Below are 13,978 nucleotides of genomic sequence, written 5' to 3'. Positions count from 1 at the left end.
AAAGCCAAGGGCTGAAAAGTCTGAAAGTTCGTTACGAAACTTTGCGTTATTCATCTTAATTGAACCGCCGTATACGGAACCGTACGTACGGTGGTGTGAGAGGTCGGGAGTTAATCACTCCTTCCTACTCAATTGTAGGAGGGTATTGTTTCTTTGTTAAAATAATACCGTATATAGTTAAAAATTGTAGGAAGAAAATTAGTAGAAATATGTAATGTTTGTAGTCATCTTGTGCATATTAATGATACAACACACCAAAATAAAGCAATCCTTAAATAAATTCCTTTTAAAAAAAGGATTTAGTTCATTAAGAAGCGTAAAGAATAAGGAGAGGCTAAAGTTCAAGTAAATGGTTACTTTTACTTTAGCCTTTATGAACACTTTATAAATTATTTACCAATGATAATGTTATAAATAGGTAAAAGAGCTTCAAAAGTTTCTTCAGTAAGTTGTAAAAATTGTTCCGATGAAAGATTTACAGCTTCTTCTCTTGAAATGTGGCGTCCAACTAAAAATTCTCCTTTTTTGACGTCTCGTAATCGGATTAATAAATTTTCCAGCTGTTCTTCACGACCTAATTTTAAAGATATTGCGTCTTGTGACATATGATCACCCGAAATGATGAAATCCTCCGGCAGCTGATTAAAGTATTCCATATTTTTTAATAAACGTGTTGCCATTTCAGATTTTTGTGGTGCTTCATAAATAATTGCAACAATAATGAATAAATGTGTATTCCAAAGTCCAATTTGAAAATGAGGAAGCGATTTATACCCACGTTTATACGGAGCAAACGCAACCCATGAATCTTTAGGAGGATTGATTGTTCTTCTAGCATGCTTAGCTACATGTGGGAAAAATTCATCGCCTGTTTTTGAGCTAAAGTAACTAGAAAACAGTTCACCTAATTGTTGGAACTTTGGGCGAACAATAGTAGAAAGAGCTTCCATCCGTTGTTCTAAACCATCTATTTCGAATACTTCGAAGTCTTTGTTTGTCCATTTAATTTTGTCCATTAATTATAGCCCCCTCTTTGATTTACATGTTTATTTTATCAGTTTTTTGGGAAAAATTTTGTAACAACCATTCTTTCATAAGACAAAAATTTTTAAAAAAATGAAAGGGAAGTGATTTAGTATGAAACAGATGATTAAAATTATACGTAAAGTTGATATTGAAAAGCAATATGAACACATTTTACGTTTAGAGCTGGATTACGAGCTAGCCTCCTTGTATGCAGCGATGCAAGAGAATGATGAAAAGGAAATGGAAAAGAGTAAAAAACGTCTAAAGGAAATTCAAGACGAACTAGATGGTCTCCACGCATATGTTTAAAAAATTAATAATTCATTAAAAATCACTTGCTCCATATCGGACAGCAAGTGATTTTTGTTATAATTAATAAAAGGGAAATGTTGACTAAAAAGGTGGGGGTTATATGGATATAAATAAATTAGATGAGTTTGCGAAAAAAATGATCTTTGAGGCAGGGAAAAGAATACGTGAAGCCTTTTCCTATGATTTAGTGGTGGAGACAAAATCAGGAGCAAATGATCTAGTTACGAATATCGATCGTGAAACTGAATTGTTTTTTATAGAAAAAATTAAAGCGTCCTTCCCCCAACATAAAATATTAGGTGAAGAAGGAATGGGAGAAGATGTGAAATCCCTTGAGGGTCCAGTATGGATTATCGACCCGATTGACGGAACGATGAATTTCGTGAAGCAGCATCGCCATTTTATGATTACAATAGGTTTTTTTGTAGATGGTGTAGGAAAACTCGGATACATATTTGATGTCATGAGAGAAGATCTATTTCATGCAATCGAAGGGCAAGGTGCTTGGTACAACGATTCACCATTACGTCAACTCCAACCTGTGCCATTGGAAGAAGCGGTAATTGGCATCAATGCAACTTGGGTTACGCCGAATAGGCTCGTCAATCATGAAAAAATGACTGAGCTTGTTCATACAATTCGCGGAACACGTTCTTACGGTTCGGCAGCAATGGAAATTGCCTATGTTGTTAGTGGGAAATTAGATGCTTATATTTCGATGAGATTGGCACCATGGGATATTGGTGGAGGAACCATTATTGCGAAAGAAGTTGGTGCAATCACAACGAATTTAAAAGGTGAAGATTGTAATCTGCTATCAAAAGATACATTTATCATCGCAAATCCTTCTATTCATCATCGAATATTAAATGAGTATATTGAAGAAAAATGAAAAAAATCGTAGGTAGCAAATTTTTGTTACCTACGATTTTTGAATTATCCAATAAAAATGTGGCATTCTAAGAAAAAATGGTTAAATTAAAGTAAACCTTGTTCTCTAAATTTGCGTTTCATTTTAAATCCTGTCATCATTACGACACATAATGCTACTAATCCTGCAATAGCTCCAATAATCGTTTTGGCTGCAATGGCGTAACCTACAGAAATCATTGATAACATTGCTGCTACTGCAAAGATAAACATAACAATTTTTGCTTTATTCATGCAGAGTAGTCCTCCTTACTTGATAGAAAAATATCAATATTGATCTAAGTTTGTCGAAATTGTAAAAATATGAAAAAGACAAGTATCTCTTCTTGTGCTATAATAACACAGTTAATCATATGAAAAAAGAATGTGGAGTGGAATAATGACAAAGTTACGCGAAGATTTACGCAATATCGCAATTATCGCACACGTTGACCATGGGAAAACAACATTAGTTGACCAATTGTTAAAACAATCTGGTACTTTCCGTTCAAATGAACATGTAGAAGAAAGAGCAATGGACTCGAATGATCTTGAACGTGAACGTGGTATTACGATTCTTGCTAAAAATACAGCAGTAAACTATAACGGTACACGTATAAATATCCTGGATACACCAGGACATGCCGATTTCGGTGGAGAAGTTGAACGTATTTTAAAAATGGTTGATGGTGTATTACTTGTTGTCGATGCATATGAAGGTTGTATGCCTCAAACACGCTTTGTTTTGAAAAAAGCGTTAGAGCAAAAATTAACACCAATCGTTGTCGTGAATAAAGTAGACAAAGATTCAGCTCGTCCTGAAGAAGTAGTAGATGAAGTGTTAGATTTATTAATCGAATTAGGTGCAGATGAAGAACAATTAGAATTCCCAGTTGTTTATGCATCTGGTGTAAATGGTACGGCCTCCCTTGATCCAGACCCATCTAAACAAGAAGAATCGATGCAATGCTTATTTGAATCGATTATCGAGCATATCCCAGCACCAGTTGATACACGAGAAGAGCCATTACAATTCCAAGTAGCATTATTAGATTATAATGACTTCGTAGGTCGTATTGGTATCGGACGTGTATTCCGCGGTACAATCCATGTAGGGCAACAAGTAGCCTTAATGAAGTTAGACGGTTCAGTGAAAAATTTCCGTGTAACAAAATTATTTGGATTCTTTGGTTTAAAACGTGAGGAAATTCAAGAAGCGTATGCAGGCGATTTAGTAGCGGTATCCGGAATGGAAGAGATCAATGTTGGTGAAACGGTATGTCCGATTGATCATCAAGAAGCATTAACGCCGTTACGTATTGATGAGCCAACATTACAAATGACTTTCTTAGTAAATAATTCTCCATTTGCAGGTCGAGAAGGAAAATGGATTACGTCAAGAAAAATTGAAGAACGTCTACGTTCCCAATTACAGACGGACGTATCCCTTCGTGTAGAAGATACAGATTCACCAGACGCTTGGATTGTTTCTGGACGCGGAGAACTTCACTTATCTATTTTAATTGAAAACATGCGTCGTGAAGGTTATGAATTACAAGTGTCTAAACCACAAGTAATTATTCGTGAAATCGATGGTGTAAAATGTGAACCAATCGAACGTGTACAAATTGATGTACCAGAAGAAAGTGTTGGTTCAGTCATTGAATCCCTTGGTAACCGTAAAGGTGAAATGTTAGATATGGTCAATGAAGGAAATGGACAAGTTCGTCTAATCTTCATGGTACCTGCTCGTGGATTAATTGGTTATACAACGGAATTCATGTCATTAACAAAAGGTTTTGGTATTATTAACCATACGTTCGATTCTTACCAACCTGTTGTACCAGGTCGTGTTGGTGGACGTCACCAAGGTGCCCTTGTGTCAATGGAGACAGGTAAAGCGACAACTTATGGTATGATGCAAATTGAAGACCGTGGTACATTATTTGTTGAACCAGGTACTGAAATTTATGAAGGTATGATTGTTGGTGAAAATAATCGTGATAATGACATTACGGTTAATATTACGAAAACGAAACAAAAAACAAATGTACGTTCAGCGACAAAAGACCAAACAAACGTTATTAAACGTCCACGTATTTTAACTCTTGAAGAAGCTTTAGAATTTTTAGATGATGATGAGTATTTAGAAGTAACGCCAGAATCAATTCGCTTACGTAAACAAATTTTAGATAAAAACGAACGTGAGAAACAGGCGAAAAAGAAAAAATACGCAGAACAATAATAACTGTTTTGGGGAAATGATGAAAGGTGTTGGAAAAGATGAACTTGTTTGGAACTTTAAATTATATTCAAGCATCTGCACCTACGAATGCAAGTGAAAATGAGTTTGTATTCGGACGCATGTCAGGTATTACTCGCTATTTATATGAAAATTTACCAAGCTATGCTGTTGCTGGTTATGTAGTATTTTTATTAGTATTTATTTTATCAGCAATTGTGTATAAACTTGGTTTCGCTAAAAACGATTTATCCCTTATTAAAAATGTGATTATCTATATTTTCCTTTTTATAGGATGTATTGTTTTAACGTTTTTAGCATTGTTCTTACCAATGATTGAAGGACTAATTGTAGCTTCCCTCATTTTAATTCTTTATAAAATCCGCTTGTGGCGTGAAAAACGGGAAGAAAAAAGAGCAGCTTCATAATATGATTTGAAAAAGGTAATCCAATTTTGGATTACCTTTTTTTATGCTCAAGTTGTGATCCATATGTTGAGCTAAATATTCATAAAATGCACCTGAGTGAAGTCCTGATACTTCATAAATATAAGGCATAGTAAATAAATGTTTCACTAAATGATAATAGTAGTCTTCCAGTTTCGAAAAACCTAAATTGTATTTGACAATGTATCCTTTATTTAATTCGTAATCGTCGATAATCGGTTTGGAAGATGCCATAATTTCAATGCTGGTAGTTGCTTTATTCACCTCATTGTTGTGATGAACTATCATTGCATAATAACAGAATCCATTTTCTAATATATACCGAAGAAATAACGATTTTCTAGGGATTCACACATTTTTTATTAAATGCATAACCTACCTTTGATAAACAGTATGAATGGGGAGGTCGGAGCATTGAAAAATTGGGTGAAGTCCAGTATTTTGTTCTTTTTAGCTTGCTTTACTATAATCGTTTTAACTGCTTGTAATGATAAAGAGGATCTTCAAACGGTCAAAGTCGGTGAAGTTACACGCTCCATATTCTACGCGCCTCAATATGTAGCTATTACTCAAGGCTTCTTTGAAGAAGAAGGGTTAGAAATAGAATTATCTACAATAGCTGGTGGAGATAAAACGATGACAGCCCTTTTATCCGATGGGATTGACATTGCTTTAGTTGGTTCTGAAACATCGATTTATGTATCTGCTCAAGGTGCCAATGATCCAATCAAAAATTTTGCACAATTAACACAAACAGACGGAACATTTTTAGTTGCAAGAGAAAAAATTGAAAACTTTTCTTGGGATATGTTAAAAGATTCAACATTTCTTGGACAACGTAAAGGTGGTATGCCGCAAATGGCAGGGGAATATGTGTTGGAAAAACATGGCATTGATCCCCAGGAAGATCTAGAGCTAATCCAAAATATAGATTTTGCTAATATATCTACAGCCTTTGCATCTGGTACAGGTGACTTTGTTCAACTATTTGAACCGACTGCTAGCGTATTCGAACAAGAAGGCAAAGGCCATATCGTTGCCTCATTTGGTACGGAATCTGGTCCTTTACCATATACAGTATTCATGACAAAGGATAGCTTTATGAACGAAAATCCAGAAGTGATTGAGAAATTTACACGAGCGTTAAAGAAAGCCCAAGATTTTGTTTATGAAAGTTCTGTTGAAGAAGTAGCAGAAGCGATTCAACCATTTTTTGAAGATACAGATATAGAGCTAATTGCAACGGTTGTTGAACGCTACCGTGAACAAGAATCCTTTGCGAAAGATCCCGTTTTAGATGAAGAAGAGTGGAACAATTTACAAGATATTATGGAAGAAGCTGGTGAACTTCCGAAACGTATGGATTATAAAGAATTAGTTGATACAACGTTTGCAGAGAAGGTTTTGGAGTAAAATGGACTTTTTAACTGTCACCAACGTTCACCATACGTATTTTTCAAAGGAAGCCGCAACAGAGGCATTACAAAATATTAATTTAACAATTAATAAAGGAGAATTTGTCTCTTTTATTGGCCCTAGCGGTTGTGGAAAAACGACACTTCTCTCCATAATTGCCGGATTGTTTCAACCTACTTCTGGGACAGTGAAAATTGAAAATCAAGCTGTTTATGGAAATTCCGACTTATCGATCGGATATATGCTTCAACAAGATTATTTATTTCCTTGGAAGACCATTGAAGAAAACATTACCCTCGGCTTAAAACTTTTAAAAGAGGATAACCAAAACTTTTCAAAGGTTACTTCTGATTTGTTACATGATGTTGGATTACCTCCAATTGGAGAAAAATATCCTAGAGAATTGTCTGGTGGAATGCGCCAAAGGGTTGCTTTAGCGCGAACCCTTGCAGTAGACCCGAAGATTTTATTATTAGATGAACCTTTCTCAGCTCTTGATTATCAATCGAAATTAAAACTCGAAGATTTAGTTGCAAACAAATTAAAAGAGTATGGTAAAACAGCAGTACTTGTGACCCATGATTTAGGGGAGGCGATTGCGATGAGTGATCGAATTTTCTTATTTTCCCCTAGACCAGGAAAGTTACATCAAATTTTTGAAGTACCAGAAGATTTAAGACAATTAACTCCCTTTGATGTAAGGTCCCATTCAAGTTATTCCCCCCTATTCCAAATCATTTGGAAGGAGCTTGAAAACCTTGAACAATCATAAACTCCACGAACAATTTAAACAGTCGCTTATTAAGGAAAAAAGATGGGTCCGGTTCTACCAACTATTAATTTCAATTGCCTTTTTTTCCCTCTGGGAAATCGCTTCAAGATCAAAATGGATTGACCAATTAATTTTTAGTTCGCCTTCAAAAATCTATACGTTACTAGTTGAAAATGTAGTAGACGGCACCATATTTGTTCATATAGGGTATACTGTCTTTGAAACGGTATTAGGATTTATCATTGGAACATTACTTGGAACAATTTTAGCGGCAATCTTGTGGTGGTCTCCATTTTTATCAAAGGTCTTAGATCCATACTTAGTTATATTAAATGCGATGCCGAAAGTAGCTTTAGGTCCTATTTTAATCGTTGCAATGGGTCCGGGGATGAATTCGATTATTACAATGGGTGCCATTATTTCAGTCATCATTTCAACGATTGTCATCTATACTTCCTTTAAAAACGTCGATGGGAACTATTTAAAAGTGATGCAAACCTTTAATGCATCACGGTTCCAAATGTTTAAAGAAGCTATTTTACCTGCTTCTTTTCCTACAATTATTTCAACGTTAAAAGTAAATGTTGGATTATCGTGGGTAGGGGTTATTGTAGGAGAATTTCTCGTATCATCTAAAGGATTAGGTTACTTAATTATTTACGGCTTCCAAGTGTTTAATTTCAATCTCGTGTTAATGTCATTGCTCATTATTGCGATCTTTGCAACCATTATGTATCAGCTGGTGGAATTGTTAGAAAAACGGTTAATTAAAAGTGAATAAAAAGAAGCATCATTCAAAATCATTTGAATGATGCTTTGTTATGTTAACATAACTTGTTTATAGTAGGCTTTAAAACTCTTCATCAATTGGTGAAGAAGTACGGAAAAAACGGAAGTTTCCTGTTGCGATTCGGGCATCCGTATTTTTCGCTATACGATCATAGCATTCGTTACACATATAAGTATGAATAGGACGATTTCGTAATTTCTTCGCTAAAGGTGCATCGTCATCAAGTTCGTTAATCGTATCGCAAATGACACATTGGACTCGCATATGATTAATCCTCCTACTATTCAACTCGGATTGCAGCAATATTTTTAATCGGGTTGTCGATATTTGACCCGTCTCCAAAAATAAGGTGAACAGGTCCGCCATCATTAATTGGTTTACCATCTTGACTATATTTAAAAATAATCGTAAACGCTTCTTCAATGGAGAAGGCGTGTTCTGTACCATCTTGAAGTTCAAACACGACACGTTCCGCATTTTCCTCAATTTCTGCATTTTTTAAGAAATGTTTAATTTCCATCCCGAATGTTCCAGTTTTCATTCCTTGTCGATCAAATTTTCGCTCTGTTTTTAAAGTTGGAGGGTAAGTTGCCCCTTCCATTATTTCTCTAGACCAGTGAGCACCAGCATTTTTTAAATACATTAAATCCTCATCGTCATCTTCTTTTTGTTCTGTAAAATATGTCGTTAAGTCTAATCGGCGATCATCAAAAATCCATACAGTTGGATCTAATGTAATTTTATATTTAACGGCACCTTTAATTGGTATAATCGTTTCCATTTTTATAGTCCCCCTAATCTATATATCATTTTTTAGTATAACGCTACTCATACTAATTAATAAAGAAATATAAATCAAAAGTTCTCTTTTCTAATGTATGGACTTGCATTTTTATCAGCTTAAAGATAAACTTTAATAAGATAGAATAGAAGAAATATCACAATGATGGGGGCGTCCTCATGGATACGAAACGTCAGTCTTCCTTCCAGGAAGAGGCTTTGGAATTACTGCTTAAGGATGCAGATAAAATTGCACGTTTAATAAAAGTTCAAATGGATCATTTAACAATGCCATCATGTCCTTTATACGAAGAAGTATTAGATACACAAATGTTTGGCTTATCACGGGAAATTGATTTTGCTGTTAAGCTTGGATTAATTGAACGTGAACGAGGAAAGGAAATTCTCGACACATTAGAGAAAGAACTTTCTTTGTTACATGAAGCGTACACAAACAAATAATTAGAAACTCAAACGCGAAATAGCGCTTTGAGTTTTTTTTCTAAAATGGGGAAATTGAAAATGAGAAAATATTTAGCTTATTATGTGAGGAATTTTGATTATCCATTATTCTTTACTTATGTATTTTTATGTTTATTCGGTCTTGTCATGATTTATAGTGCCGGTATGTGGGTTGCTATTGTAAACAAAGATCAAGGACCAGACTTTTACTACAATAAACAATTATTAAATTTATGTGTAGCAGGTGTCGCTTTTATAGTGGGTGCCTTTTTCCCATATAAACATTATAGTAATAAAAAACTTATGGTGGCACTTTTAGGCATTATGTTAGTTCTGTTATTTTGGGTATGGAATTTCGGGGTTGGTGCTGAACAATCAGGTTCCCAAAGTTGGATTGATTTAGGTATCATGAATTTCCAACCTTCTGAGTTTGCAAAACTATTTATTATTTTATATTTTGCTGGTGCCTTCTATCGAAAAAGTTTAAAAAATTCAATGGAAAACTTAGGACCAAATAATATTATTTATCCGATTTTAGTATGGTTATTAGTGATTTTCTGTGTTGCGAACGAAACCGATTTAGGTGCCGTTATGATTATATCTGGAATCGCCATTGCGGTTGTTGCAGCAAGTGGGATTCAATTTAAAAAATTTATGAAATTTTTTGCTGTATTAGGTGGGTTTGGTTCAGCATTAATAGGGCTTATTTTATTAGTTAAAGGTGAAGAAATTCTAACTCAAAACCGAGTTGGCCGTATTAAAGCCTTTTTAAACCCGTTTGAATATGAAACTGGCTCTAGCTATCAAGTTATTAATGGGTATATTGCGATTGGCTCAGGGGGATTAGAAGGGGTTGGCTTAGGTCAGTCCATTCAAAAATTAGGCTATTTACCAGAACCGCAAACCGATTTTATTATGGCGATTATTGCTGAGGAACTTGGAATACTAGGGGTCATCATTGTACTAGGTGGTCTTGGATTCATTGTCCTTAGAGCTTTAACAATTGCCTTAAAAACGAAGGATCCGCTTGCTAGAATGATTGCAGCAGGTATAGGTAGTTGGATTGCTGTTCAAACATTTATTAATCTTGGGGGATTATCGGGACTTATTCCGTTAACCGGTGTAACGCTACCATTCATTAGTTATGGCGGGACATCTATATTATTACTATCTTTTGCAATGGGGATATTAGTGAATATTTCCATGTATGTGAAGCTGGAAAAAAGAAGGTCTAAGGGGGAATCATTGTGAAGAAAATTAACAAAATTTTAGTAGCAAACCGTGGGGAAATTGCAATTCGTATTTTTCGCGCTTGTAATGATTTAAACTTAAAAACAGTTGCAATTTATTCAAGGGAAGATAGTGGTTCTTATCATCGTTACAAATCGGATGAATCTTATTTAGTTGGGGTTGGAAAGAAACCGATTGATGCTTATTTAGATATTGAAGGAATCATTGAAATTGCAAAACAAGCGGAAGTTGATGCAATCCATCCCGGTTATGGTTTCTTATCGGAAAATGTTGAATTTGCTAGACGTTGTGAAGAAGAAGGAATTATCTTTATTGGACCAACATCTGAACATTTAGATATGTTCGGAGATAAAGTAAAAGCAAGAGAACAAGCGGTAGCTGCAAAAATTCCAGTGATTCCTGGTAGTGATGGTCCAGTTAATACTGTAGAAGAAGTCATAGCATTTGGGGACAAATATGGCTATCCTCTAATGATTAAAGCTGCCCTTGGTGGTGGCGGACGTGGGATGCGTTTAGTTCAATCGAAGGAAGAACTAGCCTCTGCATTTGAACGAGCAAAGTCAGAAGCGAAGGCAGCATTCGGTTCTGATGAAGTTTATGTTGAGAAAGCTATCATTAAACCAAAACATATTGAAGTACAAATATTAGGAGATGTGACGGGGAATATTGTTCATTTATATGAACGGGATTGTTCTATCCAAAGACGTCACCAAAAGGTAGTGGAAATTGCTCCTTCCAATTCGATTTCAAAGGAACTTCGTAATCGAATTTGTGAGGCAGCTGTCCAATTAATGAAAAATGTTCAGTACATAAACGCAGGTACTGTGGAGTTTTTAGTATCAGGAAATGACTTTTATTTCATTGAAGTTAATCCACGAATTCAAGTAGAACATACGATTACAGAAATGATTACAGGTATTGATATCGTACATGCCCAAATTAAAATTGCTGAAGGACATGCAATCCATTCGGAAGAAATCGGAATTCCAGCTCAAGATCAAATTCCATTGTTCGGATATGCAATCCAATCTCGGGTTACGACAGAAGATCCTGCAAACGATTTCATGCCAGATACTGGTAAATTGATGGTGTATCGTTCTAGTGGTGGTTTTGGAGTACGATTAGATGCAGGGAATGGTTTCCAAGGTGCTGTTGTCACACCTTATTATGATTCATTACTCGTGAAAATCTCTACTTGGGGTATGACGTTTAAAGAAGCAGCGGCTAAAATGCATCGTAACTTAAGAGAGTTCCGTATTCGCGGTGTGAAAACGAACATTCCGTTTTTAGAAAATGTTGTACAGCATGATAAATTCATTACGGGTGTATTTGATACAAGTTTTATCGATACAACGCCTGAATTATTTAAATTCCCAGTACGAAAAGATAGAGGGACGAAATTATTAAACTATATTGGTAACGTTACTTTAAATGGTTTTCCAGGGATTGAAAAACGTACGAAACCAATTTTCGTACAACCAAACAAACCGAAAATCGATCTAAAAACTGAAATACCAGCTGGAACGAAACAAATTTTAGATGAGCGCGGTGCAGAAGGTCTTGTTTCTTGGGTAAAAGAACAAAAGGATGTATTACTGACTGATACAACTTTCCGTGATGCACACCAATCATTACTTGCGACTAGAGTACGGTCCCAAGATATGTTCCAAATTGCTGATTATAATGCACGTATGTTGCATGATTTCTTCTCCTTTGAATTATGGGGTGGAGCAACATTTGATGTAGCTTATAGATTTTTGAAGGAAGATCCATGGGTTCGTCTAGAAAAGCTTCGTAAACAAATGCCAAACGTGTTATTCCAAATGCTATTCCGAGGTGCTAACGCGGTAGGTTATAAAAATTATCCTGATAATTTAATAAGAGAATTTATTCGTGAGTCGGCTTCTTCTGGAGTAGATGTTTTCAGAATTTTCGATAGTTTGAACTGGATTAAAGGAATGGAAGTAGCAATTGATGAAGTTCGTCAAACGGGAAAAATTGCTGAAGCGGCAATTTGTTATACAGGCGATATTTTCGATGAATCACGAGCAAAATATTCCGTACAGTATTACAAGGAAATGGCCAAGGAATTAGAGGCGGCAGGAGCTCATATTTTAGCGATTAAAGATATGGCAGGGTTATTAAAACCAGAGGCGGCTTATCGTTTGATTTCGGAATTGAAAGATTCAACAGATCTACCAATTCATCTGCATACCCATGATACAAGCGGAAATGGTATTTATACTTATGCAAAGGCGATCGAAGCCGGTGTTGACATTATTGATACAGCCCTTGGTTCCATGTCTGGTTTAACTTCACAACCAAGTGCTAACTCATTGTATTATGCAATGAAAGGCGGCAAGCGGGAACTACGTGCGGATATTGATGCTTTAGAACAACTTTCTTATTATTGGCAAGATGTTCGTGCTTTCTATAGCGATTTTGAAAGTGGAATGAATAGCCCTCATTCTGAAATTTATGTACACGAAATGCCAGGGGGGCAATATAGTAATTTGCAACAACAAGCAAAAGCAGTTGGCTTAGGCGACCGTTGGGACGAAGTGAAAAAAATGTATTCACGGGTTAATTTACTATTCGGAGATATTGTTAAAGTGACACCTTCCTCTAAAGTTGTAGGAGACATGGCATTGTTCATGGTTCAAAATGATTTAGACGAAGAAAATATTTTCGAAAGAGGACTTACAATGGACTTCCCGGATTCCGTTGTGGAGTTATTCCAAGGTTATTTAGGGCAAGTCCATGGCGGATTCCCGAAAGAGTTACAAAAGGTGATTTTAAAAGATAGAGAAGCGATTACGGTTCGACCAGGGGAGTTATTGGAACCGATTAACTTTGAAGAACTAGAAAAAACTCTAACTGAAAAATTTGGACGTACTATAACAAAAAAAGATGTTTTAGCTTATGCGTTATATCCTAAAGTATTTGAAGAATATGTAGCGGCGACAGACATGTTCGGAGATATTTCAGTTTTAGACACACCGACATTCCTTTATGGGTTAAAGTTAGGGGAAGAAATTGAAGTAGAAATTGAAAAAGGGAAAACGTTAATTATTAAATTAATCGAAATTGGTGAACCGCAACCAAATGGTACTCGCATTATCTACTTTGAACTAAACGGTCAATCTCGAGAATTAGTCATTCAAGATTTAACTGTTGAAGTGGAAGGGACAAATGCAGTAAAAGCAGACCCAAGTAATCCAAATCAAATCGGTGCAACAATGCCAGGAACTGTGTTAAAAGTTGTTGTTTCAAAAGGTAGTCCTGTAAAACGTGGAGATCATCTATTAATTACGGAAGCTATGAAAATGGAAACAACAGTTCAAGCACCGAAGGACGGGGTAGTAAAAGAAGTCTACATTTCTAGTGGAGATGCAATTTCAACAGGAGATTTATTAATAGAATTAGAATAAAAGAAAGGGACAGTGGAAATTTAAAGTGTACCCTTTGTAAAGGACATTTTTAAAAAAGGCTTTTAAGCAACTTGAAGAAGATGGTGACTGTATTGTGCAGGCGTCATCTTTTTTAAGTTCCATTGACCTCGGTAATGATTG

15 protein-coding genes are annotated in these 13,978 nt (G+C 35.6%); 10 read left to right on the top strand and 5 right to left on the bottom strand.

Annotated features, from left to right (window positions below; genetic code table 11):
* Positions 1 to 389: 389 nt before the first annotated feature.
* Complete coding sequence (locus tag EC501_RS16895) at positions 390 to 1,016, bottom strand: YktB family protein (protein ID WP_122973521.1); 627 nt, start codon at positions 1,014 to 1,016, stop codon at positions 390 to 392.
* A gap of 121 nt (positions 1,017 to 1,137) precedes the next feature.
* Here EC501_RS16895 and EC501_RS16890 point away from each other — a divergent pair, with 121 nt between their 5' ends.
* Both EC501_RS16890 and EC501_RS16885 read left to right on the top strand, forming a co-directional pair.
* Positions 1,138 to 1,335, top strand: a complete 198-nt coding sequence (locus tag EC501_RS16890) for a hypothetical protein (protein WP_122973520.1) — start codon at positions 1,138 to 1,140, stop codon at positions 1,333 to 1,335.
* Positions 1,336 to 1,438: 103 nt separating this feature from the next.
* Positions 1,439 to 2,230 carry an inositol monophosphatase family protein gene (locus EC501_RS16885; protein WP_122973519.1) on the top strand — a complete coding sequence of 264 codons (792 nt, stop codon included), beginning with the start codon at positions 1,439 to 1,441 and terminating at the stop codon, positions 2,228 to 2,230.
* An 86-nt stretch (positions 2,231 to 2,316) separates the two neighbouring features.
* On the opposite strand, the gene EC501_RS16880 is transcribed toward EC501_RS16885, so the two are convergent.
* Entirely contained in the window at positions 2,317 to 2,502 is a 186-nt protein-coding gene (locus EC501_RS16880) for a DUF5325 family protein (RefSeq protein WP_122973518.1), read from the bottom strand.
* 145 nt (positions 2,503 to 2,647) lie between these two features.
* Here EC501_RS16880 and typA point away from each other — a divergent pair, with 145 nt between their 5' ends.
* Both typA and EC501_RS16870 read left to right on the top strand, forming a co-directional pair.
* Complete coding sequence (gene typA, locus EC501_RS16875; protein ID WP_122973517.1) at positions 2,648 to 4,492, top strand: translational GTPase TypA; 1,845 nt, start codon at positions 2,648 to 2,650, stop codon at positions 4,490 to 4,492.
* Between the two features lie 38 nt (positions 4,493 to 4,530).
* The gene (locus EC501_RS16870; protein WP_122973516.1) at positions 4,531 to 4,917 is read left to right on the top strand and encodes a YlaH-like family protein; all 387 of its coding nucleotides are present in this window, start codon (positions 4,531 to 4,533) and stop codon (positions 4,915 to 4,917) included.
* On the opposite strand, the gene EC501_RS16865 is transcribed toward EC501_RS16870, so the two are convergent.
* Positions 4,912 to 5,223, bottom strand: a complete 312-nt coding sequence (locus EC501_RS16865) for a hypothetical protein (RefSeq protein WP_148037838.1) — start codon at positions 5,221 to 5,223, stop codon at positions 4,912 to 4,914. The genes EC501_RS16870 and EC501_RS16865 overlap by 6 nt on opposite strands.
* A gap of 126 nt (positions 5,224 to 5,349) precedes the next feature.
* On the opposite strand from EC501_RS16865, the gene EC501_RS16860 reads away from it, so the two are divergent.
* The 3 genes from EC501_RS16860 to EC501_RS16850 are packed head-to-tail and all read left to right on the top strand — an operon-like array spanning position 5,350 to position 7,904.
* Positions 5,350 to 6,348 (top strand): ABC transporter substrate-binding protein, encoded by a 999-nt coding sequence (locus EC501_RS16860; protein ID WP_241559388.1) that lies wholly within the window; start codon positions 5,350 to 5,352, stop codon positions 6,346 to 6,348.
* 1 nt (position 6,349) lies between these two features.
* The gene (locus tag EC501_RS16855; protein WP_122973513.1) at positions 6,350 to 7,123 is read left to right on the top strand and encodes an ABC transporter ATP-binding protein; all 774 of its coding nucleotides are present in this window, start codon (positions 6,350 to 6,352) and stop codon (positions 7,121 to 7,123) included.
* Positions 7,110 to 7,904, top strand: a complete 795-nt coding sequence (locus tag EC501_RS16850) for an ABC transporter permease (protein ID WP_122973512.1) — start codon at positions 7,110 to 7,112, stop codon at positions 7,902 to 7,904. Before EC501_RS16855 ends, EC501_RS16850 begins: the two co-directional genes overlap by 14 nt.
* Before the next feature lie 69 nt (positions 7,905 to 7,973).
* Here EC501_RS16850 and EC501_RS16845 read toward each other — a convergent pair whose 3' ends face one another.
* Both EC501_RS16845 and EC501_RS16840 read right to left on the bottom strand, forming a co-directional pair.
* A complete protein-coding gene (locus EC501_RS16845) occupies positions 7,974 to 8,177 on the bottom strand; it encodes a YlaI family protein (protein ID WP_122973511.1) in 204 nt (67 codons plus the stop codon).
* Positions 8,178 to 8,193: 16 nt separating this feature from the next.
* Positions 8,194 to 8,694 carry a peptidyl-prolyl cis-trans isomerase gene (locus tag EC501_RS16840; protein WP_122973510.1) on the bottom strand — a complete coding sequence of 167 codons (501 nt, stop codon included), beginning with the start codon at positions 8,692 to 8,694 and terminating at the stop codon, positions 8,194 to 8,196.
* Positions 8,695 to 8,873: 179 nt separating this feature from the next.
* Here EC501_RS16840 and EC501_RS16835 point away from each other — a divergent pair, with 179 nt between their 5' ends.
* From EC501_RS16835 to pyc, 3 genes are read left to right on the top strand one after another with little or no spacing between them, the layout of a single operon-like run.
* The gene (locus EC501_RS16835; RefSeq protein WP_122973509.1) at positions 8,874 to 9,155 is read left to right on the top strand and encodes an Fpa/YlaN family protein; all 282 of its coding nucleotides are present in this window, start codon (positions 8,874 to 8,876) and stop codon (positions 9,153 to 9,155) included.
* Positions 9,156 to 9,215: 60 nt separating this feature from the next.
* Positions 9,216 to 10,406 carry an FtsW/RodA/SpoVE family cell cycle protein gene (locus EC501_RS16830; RefSeq protein ID WP_122973508.1) on the top strand — a complete coding sequence of 397 codons (1,191 nt, stop codon included), beginning with the start codon at positions 9,216 to 9,218 and terminating at the stop codon, positions 10,404 to 10,406.
* Positions 10,403 to 13,837, top strand: a complete 3,435-nt coding sequence (gene pyc / locus EC501_RS16825) for a pyruvate carboxylase (protein WP_122973507.1) — start codon at positions 10,403 to 10,405, stop codon at positions 13,835 to 13,837. Before EC501_RS16830 ends, pyc begins: the two co-directional genes overlap by 4 nt.
* The last annotated feature ends 141 nt before the right edge of the window (positions 13,838 to 13,978 follow it).

Source organism: Lysinibacillus halotolerans, assembly GCF_003711845.1.
In the GTDB taxonomy this organism is placed as follows: Bacteria; Bacillota; Bacilli; order Bacillales_A; family Planococcaceae; genus Ureibacillus; species Ureibacillus halotolerans.
The sequence above is the reverse complement of the archived record's forward strand: the minus strand, read 5'-3'. Positions and strand labels throughout refer to the sequence as shown.

Excerpts from the sequence above, each read along its gene's own strand:
- EC501_RS16895 (WP_122973521.1), bottom strand. The coding sequence starts at position 1,016 with ATGGACAAAATTAAATGGACAAACAAAGACTTCGAAGTATTCGAAATA.
- EC501_RS16890 (WP_122973520.1), top strand. The coding sequence starts at position 1,138 with ATGAAACAGATGATTAAAATTATACGTAAAGTTGATATTGAAAAGCAA.
- EC501_RS16885 (WP_122973519.1), top strand. The coding sequence starts at position 1,439 with ATGGATATAAATAAATTAGATGAGTTTGCGAAAAAAATGATCTTTGAG.
- EC501_RS16880 (WP_122973518.1), bottom strand. The coding sequence starts at position 2,502 with ATGAATAAAGCAAAAATTGTTATGTTTATCTTTGCAGTAGCAGCAATG.
- typA (WP_122973517.1), top strand. The coding sequence starts at position 2,648 with ATGACAAAGTTACGCGAAGATTTACGCAATATCGCAATTATCGCACAC.
- EC501_RS16870 (WP_122973516.1), top strand. The coding sequence starts at position 4,531 with ATGAACTTGTTTGGAACTTTAAATTATATTCAAGCATCTGCACCTACG.
- EC501_RS16865 (WP_148037838.1), bottom strand. The coding sequence starts at position 5,223 with ATGATAGTTCATCACAACAATGAGGTGAATAAAGCAACTACCAGCATT.
- EC501_RS16855 (WP_122973513.1), top strand. The coding sequence starts at position 6,350 with ATGGACTTTTTAACTGTCACCAACGTTCACCATACGTATTTTTCAAAG.
- EC501_RS16845 (WP_122973511.1), bottom strand. The coding sequence starts at position 8,177 with ATGCGAGTCCAATGTGTCATTTGCGATACGATTAACGAACTTGATGAC.
- EC501_RS16840 (WP_122973510.1), bottom strand. The coding sequence starts at position 8,694 with ATGGAAACGATTATACCAATTAAAGGTGCCGTTAAATATAAAATTACA.
- EC501_RS16835 (WP_122973509.1), top strand. The coding sequence starts at position 8,874 with ATGGATACGAAACGTCAGTCTTCCTTCCAGGAAGAGGCTTTGGAATTA.
- EC501_RS16830 (WP_122973508.1), top strand. The coding sequence starts at position 9,216 with ATGAGAAAATATTTAGCTTATTATGTGAGGAATTTTGATTATCCATTA.